Annotated in this window: 14 protein-coding genes and 1 pseudogene; 7 read left to right on the top strand and 8 right to left on the bottom strand. The window is 59.9% G+C overall.

The genetic code is table 11. From position 1 onward, the window contains the following. Window positions 1–284 precede the first annotated feature (284 nt). Window positions 285–749: a MarR family winged helix-turn-helix transcriptional regulator gene (locus tag CKW21_RS26250; protein ID WP_095196857.1), complete on the bottom strand. Its 465-nt coding sequence runs from the start codon at window positions 747–749 to the stop codon at window positions 285–287. Window positions 750–818: 69 nt separating this feature from the next. Beyond that, complete coding sequence (locus CKW21_RS26245) at window positions 819–1,775, bottom strand: LysR family transcriptional regulator (protein WP_095196778.1); 957 nt, start codon at window positions 1,773–1,775, stop codon at window positions 819–821. A 112-nt stretch (window positions 1,776–1,887) separates the two neighbouring features. On the opposite strand from CKW21_RS26245, the gene CKW21_RS26240 reads away from it, so the two are divergent. Next, a complete protein-coding gene (locus CKW21_RS26240; protein WP_095196777.1) occupies window positions 1,888–2,637 on the top strand; it encodes a sulfite exporter TauE/SafE family protein in 750 nt (249 codons plus the stop codon). Here the strand turns inward: CKW21_RS26240 and CKW21_RS26235 are convergent. Then, window positions 2,627–3,481, bottom strand: a complete 855-nt coding sequence (locus CKW21_RS26235) for a LysR substrate-binding domain-containing protein (protein ID WP_095196776.1) — start codon at window positions 3,479–3,481, stop codon at window positions 2,627–2,629. The two genes, CKW21_RS26240 and CKW21_RS26235, sit on opposite strands and share 11 nt — an antisense overlap. 95 nt (window positions 3,482–3,576) lie before the next feature. Here CKW21_RS26235 and CKW21_RS26230 point away from each other — a divergent pair, with 95 nt between their 5' ends. Then, complete coding sequence (locus CKW21_RS26230; RefSeq protein ID WP_095196775.1) at window positions 3,577–3,792, top strand: DUF1127 domain-containing protein; 216 nt, start codon at window positions 3,577–3,579, stop codon at window positions 3,790–3,792. A gap of 64 nt (window positions 3,793–3,856) precedes the next feature. Next, window positions 3,857–5,086: a winged helix-turn-helix domain-containing protein gene (locus CKW21_RS26225; protein WP_095196774.1), complete on the top strand. Its 1,230-nt coding sequence runs from the start codon at window positions 3,857–3,859 to the stop codon at window positions 5,084–5,086. A gap of 85 nt (window positions 5,087–5,171) precedes the next feature. Here the strand turns inward: CKW21_RS26225 and CKW21_RS26220 are convergent, their stop codons facing one another. Next, on the bottom strand, window positions 5,172–6,518 hold the full coding sequence (locus CKW21_RS26220; protein ID WP_095196773.1) for a class II 3-deoxy-7-phosphoheptulonate synthase: 1,347 nt from the start codon (window positions 6,516–6,518) through the stop codon (window positions 5,172–5,174). A gap of 151 nt (window positions 6,519–6,669) precedes the next feature. On the opposite strand from CKW21_RS26220, the gene CKW21_RS26215 reads away from it, so the two are divergent. Then, on the top strand, window positions 6,670–7,425 hold the full coding sequence (locus CKW21_RS26215) for a spermidine synthase (protein WP_095196772.1): 756 nt from the start codon (window positions 6,670–6,672) through the stop codon (window positions 7,423–7,425). A 101-nt stretch (window positions 7,426–7,526) separates the two neighbouring features. Here the strand turns inward: CKW21_RS26215 and CKW21_RS26210 are convergent, their stop codons facing one another. Continuing rightward, window positions 7,527–8,318 (bottom strand): crotonase/enoyl-CoA hydratase family protein, encoded by a 792-nt coding sequence (locus CKW21_RS26210; RefSeq protein ID WP_095196771.1) that lies wholly within the window; start codon window positions 8,316–8,318, stop codon window positions 7,527–7,529. Window positions 8,319–8,705: 387 nt separating this feature from the next. On the opposite strand from CKW21_RS26210, the pseudogene CKW21_RS26200 reads away from it, so the two are divergent. Next, window positions 8,706–10,413 (top strand): annotated as a pseudogene (locus CKW21_RS26200) (DEAD/DEAH box helicase). 165 nt (window positions 10,414–10,578) lie between these two features. On the opposite strand, the gene CKW21_RS26195 reads toward CKW21_RS26200, so the two are convergent. Further along, window positions 10,579–11,346 carry a class III extradiol ring-cleavage dioxygenase gene (locus tag CKW21_RS26195; protein WP_095196769.1) on the bottom strand — a complete coding sequence of 256 codons (768 nt, stop codon included), beginning with the start codon at window positions 11,344–11,346 and terminating at the stop codon, window positions 10,579–10,581. Window positions 11,347–11,449: 103 nt separating this feature from the next. Between CKW21_RS26195 and CKW21_RS26190 the strand changes: the two genes are divergently transcribed. After that, window positions 11,450–12,106, top strand: a complete 657-nt coding sequence (locus CKW21_RS26190) for a thiopurine S-methyltransferase (RefSeq protein ID WP_095196768.1) — start codon at window positions 11,450–11,452, stop codon at window positions 12,104–12,106. 181 nt (window positions 12,107–12,287) lie between these two features. On the opposite strand, the gene htpX is transcribed toward CKW21_RS26190, so the two are convergent. Next, window positions 12,288–13,178, bottom strand: coding sequence for a protease HtpX (gene htpX, locus CKW21_RS26185; RefSeq protein WP_077044600.1), 891 nt, complete (start codon window positions 13,176–13,178; stop codon window positions 12,288–12,290). Window positions 13,179–13,494: 316 nt separating this feature from the next. After that, entirely contained in the window at window positions 13,495–14,706 is a 1,212-nt protein-coding gene (locus CKW21_RS26180) for a pyridoxal phosphate-dependent aminotransferase (RefSeq protein WP_007983502.1), read from the bottom strand. A 226-nt stretch (window positions 14,707–14,932) separates the two neighbouring features. On the opposite strand from CKW21_RS26180, the gene msrB reads away from it, so the two are divergent. Further along, on the top strand, window positions 14,933–15,328 hold the full coding sequence (gene msrB, locus CKW21_RS26175) for a peptide-methionine (R)-S-oxide reductase MsrB (protein WP_095196767.1): 396 nt from the start codon (window positions 14,933–14,935) through the stop codon (window positions 15,326–15,328). The last annotated feature ends 124 nt before the right edge of the window (window positions 15,329–15,452 follow it).

Genomic DNA, 15,452 nt, shown 5'->3' with positions numbered 1-15,452 from the left:
AAGTGCGAGATAAATGTATCGCGCTAATGTTTAGTGCGCAAGATAAATTTCTAAAAAAGTTTGGAACAAGACGATGGTCGACTGGGTGGATTTGCTTGGAAGTGCCGAGATAGAGCTGTGAAGAGGGGGTTTGAATTTTTTTGAAGGGGCGATTTTTTCAACCCGCCTCAAGACAAATGTGGGAGCGAGCCTGCTCGCGAATACGGTGTGTCAGTCAACATAAATGCTGGATGTGACGATGCATTCGCGGGCAAGCCCGCTCCCACAGGAATGGAAGGTGTTCTTTAGTTCAGGCTGTCTTGCAGATGCCGCCGCAGCTCTTGCAGTTCCGCCTGCAGCTTCTGCAATCGCTCCAGGGTCATGCCGCTGGCGCCGAGGATGCATTGGGGAATGCCCCGCGCCTTGTCGCGCAGGGCTCGGCCTTGTTCGGTGAGTTCGACGATCACCACGCGCTCGTCTTCACGGCTGCGGGTGCGACTCAGCACACCTTCGGCTTCCAGGCGTTTGAGCAGCGGGGTGAGCGAGCCGGGGTCGGTCAACAGGCGAGTGCTGATTTCGCCTACGGTCAGGCCGTCCTGCTCCCACAGCACCATCATCGCCAGGTACTGTGGATAAGTCAGCCCCAAGGCCTGCAACAAGGGTTTGTAGACCTTGGTCATCATCAGCGACGTGGAATGCAGGGCGAAGCAGGCCTGGTTATCCAGCAGGAGGTCGTCGCAATTGTCCGGGGTGTTGCGCTCGGTGGTCATTTCGCAGCCTTGATCAATGATCGTCATGAATCTAGCGGGCAAATCTTTAATGCACCAGACAATTCTAGACTAGTGGTGGTCCAGATGCGTTTGCAGCACCAGATCCCACGGCGGAATCGGGCTGAAACGGGTTTTCAGGTATTCCAGCAGCAGTCGACTGCGGGAATTGGGTTGCTGCTCCAGCCGCAGGGCATAGATCCCGGCGCTTTCCGGTTTGGGTAAGCCGCTTTCGCAGAACAGAGGCAACAGTTCGCCGCGCAACAGGTACTCACTGGCCAGCCATGTCGGCAAGTGCGCAATACCCAGGCCAGCCAGCGCGCCGCAGACCAGTGCTTCGGCATTGTTGGCACTCATGCGCACGCGCGCCGGGCGATGCAGTTGCATCTGGCCGTCGCGCTCGAAGCGCCAGGCGAAGGGCGGGGCAAGTCCATCCCAGTCCAGGCCGTCGTGCTCGCTCAACTGCGCCGGATCACTTGGCACACCGCGGCGCTGCAAATAGTCGGGGCTGGCGCAGGCAATGCGCACCATGCTCGCCAGCGGTGTCGCCACCAACCGGGTATCGGCCAACAGCCCGGCGCGCAACACCAGATCGACCTTGCCGAGATTCAAGCCCTGCATGTCGACAAAGCTGTCGATCAAGTGCAGTTGCACATCGAGGCCGGGGTAGAGCATCAGAAAATCGGCAATCACCGGCGCCAGATGCCGTCGACCGAAGGCTGCCGGCGCATCCACCCGAATCAAGCCTTCCGGCGCGCTGCTAAGGGACACGGCCTCGGCCCTGGCCAGGCGCAACTCGGCAACGATCCGTCGTGCGCGCTCGGCAAACGCCAGACCCGCCGGCGTCGCGCGAACGGCATGGGTGCTGCGAATGAACAACTGGCTGCCGACGGCACTTTCCAGGCTGTCGATACGCCGAGCCACTGCCGAAGGGGTCAGCGGGTGGCGGCGTGAGGCCGCGGAAAAACTGCCGGTTTCCAGCACATCGAGAAACAGACCCAATTGATCGGTCAGTTGATTGGGATTCATGGTGGCGCTCATTGCTTATGCGAGATCGGCACAGCCATTGTGCGTTGCTGTGCGTTTCCCTGCCAGCACCATCTGCGTAGGATGAAACGCCTGACGTGATGGGGAAAACGCTGTGTTTGAGTTCTTGATGTACCTGGTCTTCGGCGCTGCTTTGGGAACCCTCGGCGGTATCTTCGGCATCGGCGGTGGATTGATCGCCATTCCGCTGCTGGGGGTGTTGTGTGGGCTGGATCAACAAATCGCCCAGGGCACGGCGCTGGTGATGGTGGTGCCTAACGTCATGCTGGCGCTGTGGCGCTATCACCAGCGCAACCGTATCGAATTGCGTCACGCGCTGCCGCTGGCTTCGATGGGCTTCTGCTTTGCCTGGATCGGTTCGATCTGGGCGGTGGGCATTGACGCGCAAACCATGCGTCTGGGGTTCGTTGCGTTCCTGATTGCGCTTTCGGTTTACAACCTGGCGCGCATGTTCTTCGCCAGCGCACCGGCTTCTGCGCAGATGAACCATTCATGGCCATGGCTGGGGGTTCTGGGCGCGGCATCCGGGACCATGGGCGGTTTGTTCGGGGTGGGCGGGGCCGTGGTGGCGACGCCGGTGTTGACCAGTCTGTTCGGTACCACCCAAGTGGTCGCCCAGGGTCTGTCGCTGGCGCTGGCGCTGCCGAGCACCGGCGTCACGCTGGTCACCTATGCGGCGCATCATCAGGTGGCCTGGACGATCGGCGTGCCCCTGGCGATCGGTGGCCTGATGAGCATCAGTTGGGGCGTGAAGATCGCCCACGCCATGCCGGAACGTGTGCTGCGTGCGCTGTTCTGCGGGTTTCTGGTGTTCTGCGCGGTGATGCTCGCTTTTAAAGTTTGAAGCCTTCGACAATGTGCTCGGCCAGGCACTCGGTGATCGGCGACGGATTGTGCAGGTTGCGCACCAGCATGATGCTGGCCTCGGGCAATAGGGGCAGGTCTTCGGCTTCACCGAGTATACGCATGTCCGGGGTGACCAGGCTTTCCAGTTGCGCAGTTACCGCCAGGCCGGCGCTGACCACAGCCAAGATCGCCGAGAGGCTATCGCTGTTGTAGGCCACGCGGTAATCGCGACCCATGGCGTCCAGGGCATTACAGGCCCACAAGCGGCAGAAGCAATCGCTGTTGAACATCGCCAACGGCAGCGGCGTTTGTTCATGGGCACTGAAACATTGCGCCTCGGCCCAGACAAATCGCTCCTTGCGCAATAACTGGCCGATTTCACTGCCTGGCTCACGGGTGACGATGGTCAGGTCCAGATCCTGGCGCAACAGCAATTGTTTTGATGATTCACAGTGCACCTCGATCTGGATCAGCGGATAGGTCTGGGCAAACCGCCGCAGAATCCCCGGCAAAAACCGCATCACGTAGTCGTCCGGCGTACCGATGCGCACCATGCCGACCATGTGCGGTTCACGCAGGGTATTGAACACTTCGCTGTGCAGTTTGAGGATGCGTCGGGCATATCCGAGCAACACCTGGCCTTCCGCCGTCAGCCGCACTTGCCGGCCGTCGCGCTGGAACAGTTGCCGCTGCAGCACATCTTCTTCCAGCCGCTTCATCTGCATGCTCACGGCCGATTGGGTGCGATTCACCAGCTCCCCGGCGCGGGTAAATCCGCCCTGGTCGGCGATGGCGACGAAGGTGCGCAGCACTTCGGTGTCGATACTCGGGTAGGCGGACATTCATCAATCTCCGAGATATGTGACATCAGAAACATTCGTTGGATTGATCTTAGCTCCGGCGAGAAACTTGAGCCATCCAAACGGAGGGCAACAAGATGAAAGGTCAAAAAGGCTTCGTCGATGCAGAAAAACACTCCATCCACCTGATATCCGATTTGCTGCACAAATTTAACCGCTGGTACGAACTGCACCGTGAACGTGAAATGTTGGCGGGCATGAGTGATGAAGCATTGAAAGACATCGGGCTCAGTCGTGCGGATGTCGAGCACGAGGCCATCCGGCCGTTCTGGGATGACCCGATGCACAAATGAGCAAGACACAACTACACAAACCGACTTTCGGTGAGGTAGGTTGCGAGCAGACAAGGAGATGCTCATGCCCGCAACACAGTCCTTTTCCCTCAAACAGGCTCGGCGTCTGGCGCTGGCTGCCCAAGGATTCAACGGGCGCCAGCCGCCGGCGACGATCAAACCGGTACAGCTCAACCGTTTGATCGAGCGGCTGGGCATTCTGCAGATCGACTCCGTCAACGCCGTGGTGCGTTCGCACTACCTTCCGCTGTTTTCCCGTCTCGGTAATTACGCTTCCGACTTGCTGGACCAGGCTGCCTGGAGTCAGGGCCGGCGTCGCACGTTGTTTGAATATTGGGGGCATGAAGCCTCTCTGCTGCCCTTGTCGATGTACCCCTTGATGCGCTGGCGCATGCAGCGAGCGATGCGGGGCGAAGATATCTATCAACAACTGGCGCGGTTCGGTCGTGAACAGCAGGACACGATTCGACGGGTGCTGTCCTGCGTTCAGGAGCAGGGTGCGTTGGGCGCGGGCAGCCTGTCGACTCGCCAGGAGCGGGCAGGGCCCTGGTGGGACTGGAGCGCGGAAAAGCATGCGCTGGAATGGTTGTTCGCCGCAGGAGAAGTGACCGTCGCCGGCCGGCGCGGATTCGAGCGGCTTTATGACTTGCCTGAGAGGGTGATCCCCTCGGCCATTCTGGCGCAACCCTGGCTCAGCGAGACCGAGGCGCAGCGTGGTTTGTTGCTGCATGCCGCGACAGCCTTGGGTGTGGGCACGGAGAAAGATTTGCGCGACTACTTCCGTTTGAATCCCGCTGACAGTCGTCCTCGACTTGAAGAATTGGTCGAGGCGGGCGATTTGCTCGTCTGCCAGGTTCAGGGCTGGCGGCAGCCGGCTTATTGCCTGCCCGAGCCCAAGGTGCCGCGCAAGGTCGAGGCCAGTGCGTTGTTATCACCTTTCGATTCGCTGATCTGGGAGCGTAGCCGCACAGAGCGTCTGTTTGATTTTCGCTATCGACTGGAGATTTACACGCCGGCGGACAAGCGGGTCTATGGCTATTACGTGTTGCCGTTTTTACACAAGGAAAGAATTGCCGCGCGGGTCGATCTTCGCGCCGAACGGGCGGCGGGGCGCCTGGCGGTGCATGCGGTGCATGAGGAAGAGCCGGGGCTGGATGATGAAGGGATGCTGGCGCTGGCGGTCAATCTGCAGCAGATGGCGGATTGGCTGGGGCTTGAGCGGGTTCAGTTGAATTGCCCGCGGGCGAGTGCGGCGAAGTTGAGGGTGGCATTGGCGCAGATTGGTGGTGATTGAGCGGACGCCTTCGCGAGCAGGCTCGCTCCCACAGTTGTTACCGGGCGTGTGGGAGCGAGCCTGCTCGCGAAGGGGGCGCCGCGATTTAGCGCCGGACTTGTTTCAGGGTTTCGGCAATCAAAAACGCCAATTCCAGCGACTGGTCGGCATTCATCCGCGGGTCGCAATGGGTGTGGTACCGATCCGACAAACCGTCTTCGGTAATCGGCCGCGCCCCGCCAATGCACTCGGTGACGTTCTGCCCGGTCATTTCGATATGAATACCGCCGGCATAACTGCCTTCAGCTTCGTGCACCTGGAAGAACTGCTTCACTTCGCCAAGGATCTGCGCGAAGTCGCGGGTCTTGTAGCCACTGCTGGCCTTGATGGTGTTGCCGTGCATCGGGTCCGAACTCCACAGCACCTTCTTGCCTTCACGCTGCACGGCACGGATCAGCTGCGGCAAGTGATCGCCGACCTTGTTCGCGCCCATCCGCGCAATCAGATTCAGACGGCCGGGATCGTTGTCCGGATTGAGTACGTCGATCAAGCGGATCAGCTCTTCAGGGTTCATGCTCGGACCGACCTTGACGCCGATCGGATTGTTCACCCCGCGCAGGAATTCGACGTGGGCGCCGTCGAGCTGACGGGTGCGGTCGCCGATCCACAGCATATGGGCCGAGCAGTCGTAGTAATCGTTGGTCAGGCTGTCGCGACGCACGAAGGCTTCTTCGTAGTTCAGCAGCAGCGCTTCGTGGGCGGTGAAGAAACTGGTCTCGCGCAGTTGCGGCGAACTGTCCATGCCGCAGGCGCGCATGAACGCCAGGGTCTCATCAATGCGGTCAGCCAGGTGGCTGTACTTTTCCGCCAGGGCCGAGTTGGCGATGAAGTCCAGGTTCCACTTGTGCACCTGGTGCAGGTCGGCAAACCCGCCTTGGGCGAAGGCGCGCAGCAGGTTCAGGGTGGCGGTGGACTGGTGATAGGACTGCAGCAGGCGCTCCGGGTCCGGCACGCGGCTTTTTTCGTCGAAACCGATGCCATTGACGATATCGCCGCGGTAGGCCGGCAGGGTCACGCCGTCGATGGTTTCGTCGTTGGCCGAACGCGGTTTGGCGAACTGCCCGGCCATGCGCCCGACCTTGACCACCGGGCAACCGGCCGCGAAGGTCATAACAATCGCCATCTGCAGCAGTACCTTGAAGGTGTCGCGGATTTTCGCGGCGGAGAACTCGGCGAAACTTTCGGCGCAGTCGCCGCCCTGCAACAGAAACGCGCGGCCCTGGGTCACTTCGGCAAACTGACGGCGCAATTCCCGGGCCTCACCGGCAAACACCAGCGGCGGGTAGCTGGCCAGGGTTTGCTCGACGTGCTGCAAATGCGCCGCGTCGGGATATTGGGGTTGTTGCTGGATCGGCAGGGCGCGCCAGCTGTCAGGGCTCCAGGGTTGGCTCATCACAGTCTCTAATGTTTTACGCTCGGACAACCATGTTATCAGCAAATTAGTGCGTGACCTGTTCCCGTCGCTTCAAGGACAATCGCGCCTTTGCCGCACCCTGTTCGCGGTGTTATTGCGTTGCCGGCCACGGTGACGATCGGGAGACGAAATGACTGAGGAGCGCGTCGAGCATTTGCTCGCCGAGGTGCAGGACGAATTTGGCGTGATTCGTGTGCTGGAAGTGGCCGATTACCGGTTTCTCGAATTCGGCGATGCCATCGAGCAAAGCTGCGTGTTCACCGCCGACCCGAGTTGGCTCGAATACGATTACACCCGGGCGATGCTGATTGGTGCGCTATGCCACGAACTGCCGGAAACCGCGCTGTTTCTCGGGCTTGGCGCCGGTACGCTGACCCAGGCCTGCCTCAAGTTCCTGCCGCTGGAAGATGTCGAAGCCATTGAATTGCGCCCCGATGTGCCGCGCCTGGCCATCGAATACCTGGGGCTGGATGATGATCCGCGCCTGTACATCCGCGTGGGCGATGCGCTGGAACTGCTCGACACCGCCGAGCCTGCGGATCTGATTTTTGTCGATCTTTACACCGACGTCGGTCCCGGTGTCGGGCACCTGGCCTGGACCTTCCTGGAGAACTGCCAGAAACGCCTGAATCCGGGTGGCTGGCTGGTGATCAATCAATGGGCCACCGATGATGGCAAGCCATTGGGCGCCGCATTGCTGCGCGGTCTCTACCATCGCCACTACTGGGAATTGCCGGTGAAGGAGGGCAACGTGATCCTGATCGTACCTTCTGAGCTGGATCAGGTGCTGGATATGGAAGGGTTGGCCGCTCGGGCCGAAGCCCTGGCGCCGCGGTTGGGGTATTCGTTGCAGTCATTGATCAAGGCGATTCGGCCGGCGACATAAGCCGGTGTCCGTGAGGACCTCTTCGCGAGCAGGCTCGCTCCCACATTTGACCGTGATCCAATGTGGGAGCGAGCCTGCTCGCGAAAGCTTTCAATACCGAACTAAAGTCCTTTGAATACGCCGGGCCGCCGCTCCACCAACGACCGCACACCCTCCCGCGCGTCCTCGGTACTCAGCAACTTCTTCACCAGCGCAGGCAATCCTTGGGCCGCGGCGGTTTCCCCTTCATAACGCGCCTGTCGGGCAGACATCAGCGTCGCCTGCACCGCCAGTGGCGCCTGCCGGGCAATTCGCTCGGCCAACTCGAGCGCCCGTGGCAGCAAATCCTCACTGGCCATGACCTCCTGCACCAGCCCCAGATGCAAGGCATCGTGGGCATCGAACTCGTCGCCGGTCAGCATCCAGCGCATGGCATTCCCCCAGCCGGCCACTTGATGCAGACGCAGCGTGGCACCGCCGAAGGGAAAAATGCCGCGCTGCACTTCCATTTGCGCGAAACGGGTGTTGCTGGCGCACAGGTTGATATCGGCCGCCAGCATCAACTCGATGCCGATGGTCAGGCAGTAACCCTGGGCGGCGACGATCACGGGTTTGTTGACCCTGGGGCCGGCGAATACGCCCCAGGGATCGCAGCCTCCGGGCGGTGCATGCCAGCCTTCGCTCAGTGCTGCGCTGGTGTTCACCAGATCCAGCCCGGCAGTGAAATGCTCGCCATGACCAAACACCACCGCCACCCTTGCATCGCTGTCGGCTTCGAACTCACCGTAGGCCAGGCTCAGTTCGTTGAGCAGGTCGAGGTCGAAGGCGTTGCGTTTGGCGACCCGATCCAGGCCGATCAACAGGACATGACCGCGCTTTTCACGGCTCACACGGCTGGTGTCGAGCTCTTTCATGGGGCATTTCCTCGGGCGCAAAGGGGAGTCGGACCGACGGTCCGTGCGTTCAGGGTGAACCGTTTTAGCGCTATAGCCCACAGGGCCGGGCCTTTGAAAAATAGACGCTCGCACGATTATCCGCAAAGCCTGTGACAGAACGCCGTACGCGGGTTTTTTGCGTTAAAAAAAGGCTCCCTTTTTCGGCAAATTCCGGTATAGTGCGCGCCGGCCTTTAGCCGGGCCGCGTTTAGGTAGAGCAATTCCCCGAAGTCAGCTTCGGCTGCACGTCCGTACTGCGGACTCTTCCTTGACGATTCTTTTCATTCATTCGTTTTCGCAAATCCCCGCCGACAAAGCTGCCAGGGCGACTCTTGAGTCTCAACACGGCATGCGCAGCTTTGGAGCATGGGTCTTTGCGGATGCACTTAGAGGCAGACCCATGACCCAGGAAATCGGCGGCTTCGCCGCTCTTGAACTTCATCCAAATATTGTCGCTGCAGTAGTCGCTACCGGCTATGAAGAGCCTTCGGCCATTCAGCAGCAGTCGATCCCGATCATTCTCGCCGGTCACGATATGATTGGTCAGGCGCAAACCGGTACCGGTAAAACCGCTGCCTTTGCCCTGCCTATCCTGCACCGCATTGATCCGTCCAAGCGCGAGCCGCAAGCTCTGATCCTGGCCCCAACTCGTGAGTTGGCGCTGCAAGTTGCAACCGCTTTCGAAACCTACGCCAAGCAAATGCCGGGCGTAACTGTTGTGGCTGTCTACGGCGGCGCGCCGATGGGCCCACAACTGAAAGCAATCCGTAATGGCGCACAGATCGTTGTCGCCACTCCGGGCCGTCTGTGCGACCACCTGCGTCGCGACGAAAAAGTTCTGGCGACCGTGAACCACCTGGTTCTCGACGAAGCAGACGAAATGCTGAAACTGGGCTTCATGGACGACCTGGAAGTTATCTTCAAGGCCATGCCGGAAACCCGTCAGACCGTATTGTTCTCGGCTACCTTGCCGCAGTCGATCCGTGCCATCGCCGAGCGCCACCTGCGCGATCCGAAGCACGTGAAGATCCAGAGCAAGACCCAGACCGTTACCGCGATCGAACAGGCTCACCTGTTGGTTCACGCCGACCAGAAGACTTCTGCCGTTCTCAGCTTGCTGGAAGTGGAAGATTTCGATGCGCTGATCATGTTCGTGCGTACCAAGCAAGCGACCCTGGACCTGGCCAGCGCCCTGGAAGCCAAAGGCTACAAAGCCGCTGCGCTGAACGGTGACATTGCCCAGAACCAGCGTGAGCGCGTGATCGACTCCCTCAAGGATGGCCGTCTGGACATCGTTGTGGCGACCGACGTTGCTGCTCGTGGTCTGGACGTACCGCGCATCACTCACGTGTTCAACGTTGACATGCCGTACGACCCGGAATCCTACGTTCACCGTATCGGCCGTACCGGCCGTGCCGGTCGCGAAGGTCGTGCATTGCTGCTGGTGACTCCACGTGAGCGCCGCATGCTGCAAGTGATTGAGCGTGTAACCGGTCAGAAGGTTGCTGAAGTTCGTCTGCCGGACGCGCAAGCCGTTCTGGATGCACGCATCAAGAAACTGACCAACAGCCTGTCGCCGCTGGTGGCTGACGCCGAATCGACTCACGGTGATCTGCTCGATCGCCTGACCGCCGATATCGGTTGCAGCCCGCGTGCCCTGGCCGCAGCCCTGCTGCGCAAGGCTACCAACGGTCAAGCGCTGAACCTGGCCGCTATCGAGAAAGAGCGTCCACTGGTGCCGAACAACGCACCGCGTGGCGATCGTCCGGAGCGTTCCGGTGACCGTCCTGAGCGTGGCGACCGCGAGCGTCGTGCCCCGATGCCGTTGGCCGAAGGTCGTGCCCGTTGCCGTACCGCGCTGGGTGCGCGTGACGGTATCGCCGCCAAGAACCTGCTGGGCGCCATCCTCAATGAAGGTGGTCTGGCTCGTGAGGCCATCGGTCGCATCCAGGTGCGCGACAGCTTCAGCCTCGTCGAGCTGCCGGAAGATGGTCTGGAGCGTCTGCTGACCAAACTGAAGGACACTCGCGTTGCCGGCAAGCAGTTGAAGCTGCGTCGCTATCGCGAAGATTGATCCGCTTTCGGGCTGATTGATCGGATATGAAAAATCCCCGACTGGTTCGGGGATTTTTTTTGCCTCTCAATCGACGGTGTGCCCTTCGCGAGCAGGGGATTTGTGAGTGACACGCATCCATTGTGGGAGCGAGCCTGCTCGCGAAGGACGCGACTCGATTTCCCCTCAGCCGAAGCGGTAAATATCCATTCCCAGTGCACCCATGGTGAAGCCTTTGTGGGCAACGCTGAAATCTCCCCCGGCGCTGCGGGCAAAGTACAGTGGCAGCAGATGCTCATCGCTGGGATGGTTACGCACGGCGTTGGGTGCCTGTTGACGATAATCATGCAAGGCCGCTTCGTCATTGGCCTCAAGTTTCTCGATCATCCAGTCGCGAAAGACCTGCGCCCAGGGTTCGACGCTCTCGGGGCCGGCATGCCAGTCGAGTTCCCGCAGGTTGTGGGTAATGCTGCCGGAGCCGATCAACAGCACGCCATGTTCGCGCAGGCTGGCCAGGGCATGGCCGACGCGGGTTTGCAGGGCAGGCCCGCCACGGGAGGGCAGGGAGACCTGGACAATCGGAATGTCGGCCTGCGGATACATCAATGACAAGGGCACCCAAACGCCATGGTCGAACGGCCGCTGATTGTCGATGTGCGCGGGAAGCTCGGCTGCGTTCAACAGTTCGACAACCTCCGCCGCCAGCGGGGGATCGCCGGGGGCCGGGTATTGCACTTCGAACAGCGCCCTCGGGAAACCACCGAAGTCGTGCCAGGTTTCAGGCCGGGGGTTGGCGCTGACCAGGAGTTCATGACTTTCCCAATGCGCAGAAACAATCACAATGGCTTTGGGCTTGGGCATGTCCGCCGCCAGGCGAGCGAGGGCGGGGCCGCTGGCGCCAGGTTCCAGGGCAAGCATGGGAGAGCCATGGGATATGTAGAGGCTGGGGAACATGAATGAGCTCCTGAGAGTTAAGATGGCCCCATCTTCAGTCAGATCATTGATCTAAATCTAATATAAGTTTTAGGGTGTTTTGATCGAATTTTTGGGGTTATTTATGCAGCCGGAGTTTTGGCACAAGAAGTGGGCGTCGAATCAGATCGGCTTTCACCTGCCGCAGGTAAACCCTTATCTGCAACGGTTCTGGCCACAGCTGGACCTGGAAGACAGTGCGCGGGTGCTGGTGCCGTTGTGCGGCAAGAGCCTGGATCTGTTATGGCTGGCGCACTGCGGGCATGAGGTGCTGGGTGTCGAGTTGTCGGAGAAGGCCGTTGAGGATTTCTTCAGTGAGCATCAACTGGACCCGGCTGTCAGTGAGCAAGGACCTTTCAATGTCTATCGGGCCGGTTCCATCGAGCTGTGGTGTGGGGATTTTTTTGCCTTGACGCCTGGCGATGTCGCTGATTGTTCCGCGCTTTATGATCGCGCTGCGTTGATTGCGTTACCACCGGCGATGCGTGAGCAATATGCGGTGCATTTGAATCGGATTCTGCCCAAGGGTTCTCAAGGGCTGCTGATTACGCTGGACTACGATCAGGATCAAATGTCCGGCCCGCCGTTCGCCGTGGTTGATGATGAAGTGCAGCGGTTGTTCGGGGCTTCGTGGGCATTGAAAGTCCTGGAGGATCAGGATGTGCTGAGCGAGAGCGGGAAGTTTCTGGAAGCGGGCGTCACCCGGCTTGAAGAGCGGGTTTATAGGGTTTCCAGCCGGTAGTTTTTGTTGATTGTTCCGGCCTCTTCGCGAGCAGGCTCGCTCCCACAGTAAATTTGCATATCACAAATAACCACTGTGGGAGCGAGCCTGCTCGCGAAGGGGCCAGAGTGATCACTCCAACAATCAACAGACAAAAAAAGGCCCGCATCTCTGCGGGCCTTCTTGTTTACCTCGGTATTACTCAGCCCCGACGACGGGCCAGCGCGTCAATACGCTCTTCCAGCGGCGGGTGGCTCATGAACATACGGGCGAAGCCCTGTTTGAGGCCACCGTTGATGCCGAAGGCATTCAGGGTGTCAGGCATGTGCACAGGCAGGCCTTGTTCCGCACGAAGGCGTTGCAGGGCGCCGATCATCGCGGCGGTACCGGCCAGGTTTGCACCGGCTTCGTCGGCACGGAATTCCCGTTTGCGCGAGAACCACATCACGATGGCGCTGGCCAGGATACCCAGGACCAGTTCGGCGAAGATGGTCGCCACGTAGTAGGCGATACCCTGGCCTTCTTCGTTCTTGAAGATCACCTTGTCGACAAAGTTGCCGATGATCCGTGCGAAGAACATCACGAAGGTATTCACCACGCCCTGTATCAGCGCCAGGGTCACCATGTCGCCATTGGCCACGTGACCGATTTCGTGGGCCAGGACGGCTTTCACTTCATCCGGCGAGAAACGCTCGAGCAAGCCCTGGCTGACCGCGACCAGTGCGTCGTTCTTGTTCCAGCCGGTGGCGAAGGCGTTTGCCTCGTAGGCCGGGAAAATCCCGACTTCGGGCATCTTTATCCCGGCTTCCCGGGACAGTTGCTCGACGGTTTGCAACAGCCATTGCTCGTGACGAGTGCGTGGCTGGGTAATGATCTGGGTGCTGGTGCTCATCTTCGCCATCCACTTGGAGATGAACAGCGAGAACAGGGAACCGGCGAAACCAAAGACCGCACAGAAAATCAGCAGCTGATTGAGGTTGAGATCAACCCCGTTGGCCGCCATGAACCCGTTGAAGCCGAAAAGGCTCAGGGTGATGCTGGCAATCAGCACGACCGCCAGGTTAGTGGCCAAAAACAGCAGGATGCGCATCATGGTTGTAGAAATCTCCTTATGCTAAAGATGTAGCGTACTGCGGGGTATATAAGGTGCTGCACCGGGGTATTCAACCGGGTGACTATTTCAAACTGTGTCCTACGGCAACAGCTTAGCTGCCTGCAGGGCATTTCTGATATTGAACAGGGAAGTCTTTGTAGGACCCATGGGTGTTGCAGACCCCGCCGTTACTAGGCGAGAAACGCTTCTGTGTGGTGGGGCAGGGGCTGAGGCTGCGAGAGTCCGCAAGGTACAAACATGTGTTGCTGAATGAATCACCGTGCGACGAGTGTGGGCGTCGCACGGTGAGGTCACATTACTGGCGATAGGATTTGAGGAAGTTGCCGATGCGGCCGATGGCCATGTCCAGGTCATCGACCCGTGGCAGGGTCACGACGCGGAAGTGGTCCGGCCATGGCCAGTTGAAGGCCGTGCCTTGCACCACCAGCAGCTTCTCGGAGAGCAACAGGTCGAGGACGAATTTCTCGTCGTTGTGGATCGGGCAGACCTTCGGGTCGATGCGCGGGAACGCATAGAGCGCACCCATCGGCTTGACGCAGCTGACACCCGGAATGTCGTTGAGCAGCTCCCAGGTGCGGTTGCGCTGTTCCAGCAGGCGCCCTGGCGGCAGCACCAGATCGTTGATGCTCTGATAGCCACCCAGCGCGGTCTGGATCGCGTGCTGGCTCGGCACGTTGGCACACAGGCGCATGTTGGCCAGCATGTCGATGCCCTCGATGTAGCTCTGGGCGTGGTGCTTCGGACCGGAAATGGCGATCCAGCCGGAGCGGAAGCCGGCGACGCGATAGGACTTGGACAGACCGTTGAAGGTCAGGCACAGCAGGTCTGGTGCCAGGGAGGCGGTGCAGATGTGCACGGCATCGTCGTACAGGATCTTGTCGTAGATCTCGTCGGAAAACACCACCAGGTTGTGCTGGCGGGCCAGTTCCAGCATGCCCAGCAGGACTTCTTTCGAGTACACCGCGCCGGTCGGGTTGTTCGGGTTGATGATCACCAGTGCCTTGGTGTTCGGGGTGATCTTGGCCTTGATGTCAGCCAGATCCGGCCACCAGTTGGCCTGTTCGTCGCACAGGTAGTGCACCGGGTTACCACCCGACAGGCTCACGGCCGCGGTCCACAACGGGTAGTCCGGAGCCGGCACCAGCACTTCATCGCCGTTGTTGAGAAGGGCCTGCATCGACATCACGATCAGCTCGGAAACGCCGTTACCCAGGTAGATGTCTTCAATGCCGACGCCTTCCACCTGCTTTTGCTGGTAGTACTGCATCACGGCCTTGCGCGCGCTGAACAGGCCTTTGGAGTCGCTATAGCCCTGGGCGGTCGGCAGGTTGCGGATGACGTCCTGGAGGATTTCATCCGGTGCTTCGAAACCAAAGGGCGCCGGGTTGCCGATATTCAGCTTGAGGATGCGATGGCCTTCCTCTTCCAGGCGTTTGGCGTGCTTGAGCACCGGGCCGCGAATGTCGTAGCAGACGTTGGCGAGCTTGTTCGATTTGCTGACCTGCATGGCGATGTGTTCCCGAAAATGAACGATCCAGGCGGCGTGTGAACAACCGTACTGGGAATCCTGCGTAATCACACAGGCCTGACGCCTTGAGAGGCAGCATTCATAAATCCGTTTGAATGCGCGTGGTCTGGCTGCCAGACTGGCGTTTGACGAGGCGCAATCATACGTGCCGCCTGATCCGTGGAAAAGGTACAGATCGGGCTTTTTCAGCCGCCGAGGTGTGATGATGGAAAAGTTGGAAAAAACCCTGGAAGAATGGAAAGCCATGCTCGACCCCGAGCAATACAACGTGTGCCGGCTCAAGGGCACCGAACGCCCGTTCTCCGGCAAATACAACGACAGCAAGGTCGACGGCATCTACCACTGCATCTGCTGTAACGAGCCGCTGTTCGATTCCAAGACCAAATTTGATTCCGGCTGCGGCTGGCCGAGCTTCTATGCGCCGATTGGCGACAGTGCCATGACTGAAATCCGTGACGTCAGCCACGGCATGATCCGCACCGAAGTGGTCTGCGCCAAATGCGATGCGCATCTGGGTCATGTGTTCCCGGATGGCCCGCCGCCCACCGGCCTGCGCTACTGCATCAACTCGGTATGCCTGGACCTGGTACCGCGCGGATAACACGCCCTCTGTAGGAGCGAGCTTGCTCGCGATGGGATAGAGACCAACGCGGGGCACCCGGCTCCCCGCGTTATCGTTGACGATCATCGCGAGCTCGCTCCTACACTGAGGAGGCGTCCGATAA

It is taken from the genome of Pseudomonas sp. Irchel 3A7 (assembly GCF_900187565.1).
Lineage (GTDB): Bacteria > Pseudomonadota > Gammaproteobacteria > Pseudomonadales > Pseudomonadaceae > Aquipseudomonas.
This window is presented reverse-complemented; position numbering and strand designations above follow the sequence as displayed.

Coding starts and splice junctions, on each gene's coding strand:
- CKW21_RS26235 (WP_095196776.1), bottom strand. CDS start 3,481: ATGTCCGCCTACCCGAGTATCGACACCGAAGTGCTGCGCACCTTCGTC.
- CKW21_RS26230 (WP_095196775.1), top strand. CDS start 3,577: ATGAAAGGTCAAAAAGGCTTCGTCGATGCAGAAAAACACTCCATCCAC.
- CKW21_RS26195 (WP_095196769.1), bottom strand. CDS start 11,346: ATGTTCCCCAGCCTCTACATATCCCATGGCTCTCCCATGCTTGCCCTG.
- CKW21_RS26210 (WP_095196771.1), bottom strand. CDS start 8,318: ATGAAAGAGCTCGACACCAGCCGTGTGAGCCGTGAAAAGCGCGGTCAT.
- CKW21_RS26215 (WP_095196772.1), top strand. CDS start 6,670: ATGACTGAGGAGCGCGTCGAGCATTTGCTCGCCGAGGTGCAGGACGAA.
- msrB (WP_095196767.1), top strand. CDS start 14,933: ATGGAAAAGTTGGAAAAAACCCTGGAAGAATGGAAAGCCATGCTCGAC.
- CKW21_RS26245 (WP_095196778.1), bottom strand. CDS start 1,775: ATGAATCCCAATCAACTGACCGATCAATTGGGTCTGTTTCTCGATGTG.
- htpX (WP_077044600.1), bottom strand. CDS start 13,178: ATGATGCGCATCCTGCTGTTTTTGGCCACTAACCTGGCGGTCGTGCTG.
- CKW21_RS26180 (WP_007983502.1), bottom strand. CDS start 14,706: ATGCAGGTCAGCAAATCGAACAAGCTCGCCAACGTCTGCTACGACATT.
- CKW21_RS26220 (WP_095196773.1), bottom strand. CDS start 6,518: ATGAGCCAACCCTGGAGCCCTGACAGCTGGCGCGCCCTGCCGATCCAG.
- CKW21_RS26250 (WP_095196857.1), bottom strand. CDS start 749: ATGACCACCGAGCGCAACACCCCGGACAATTGCGACGACCTCCTGCTG.
- CKW21_RS26225 (WP_095196774.1), top strand. CDS start 3,857: ATGCCCGCAACACAGTCCTTTTCCCTCAAACAGGCTCGGCGTCTGGCG.
- CKW21_RS26190 (WP_095196768.1), top strand. CDS start 11,450: ATGCAGCCGGAGTTTTGGCACAAGAAGTGGGCGTCGAATCAGATCGGC.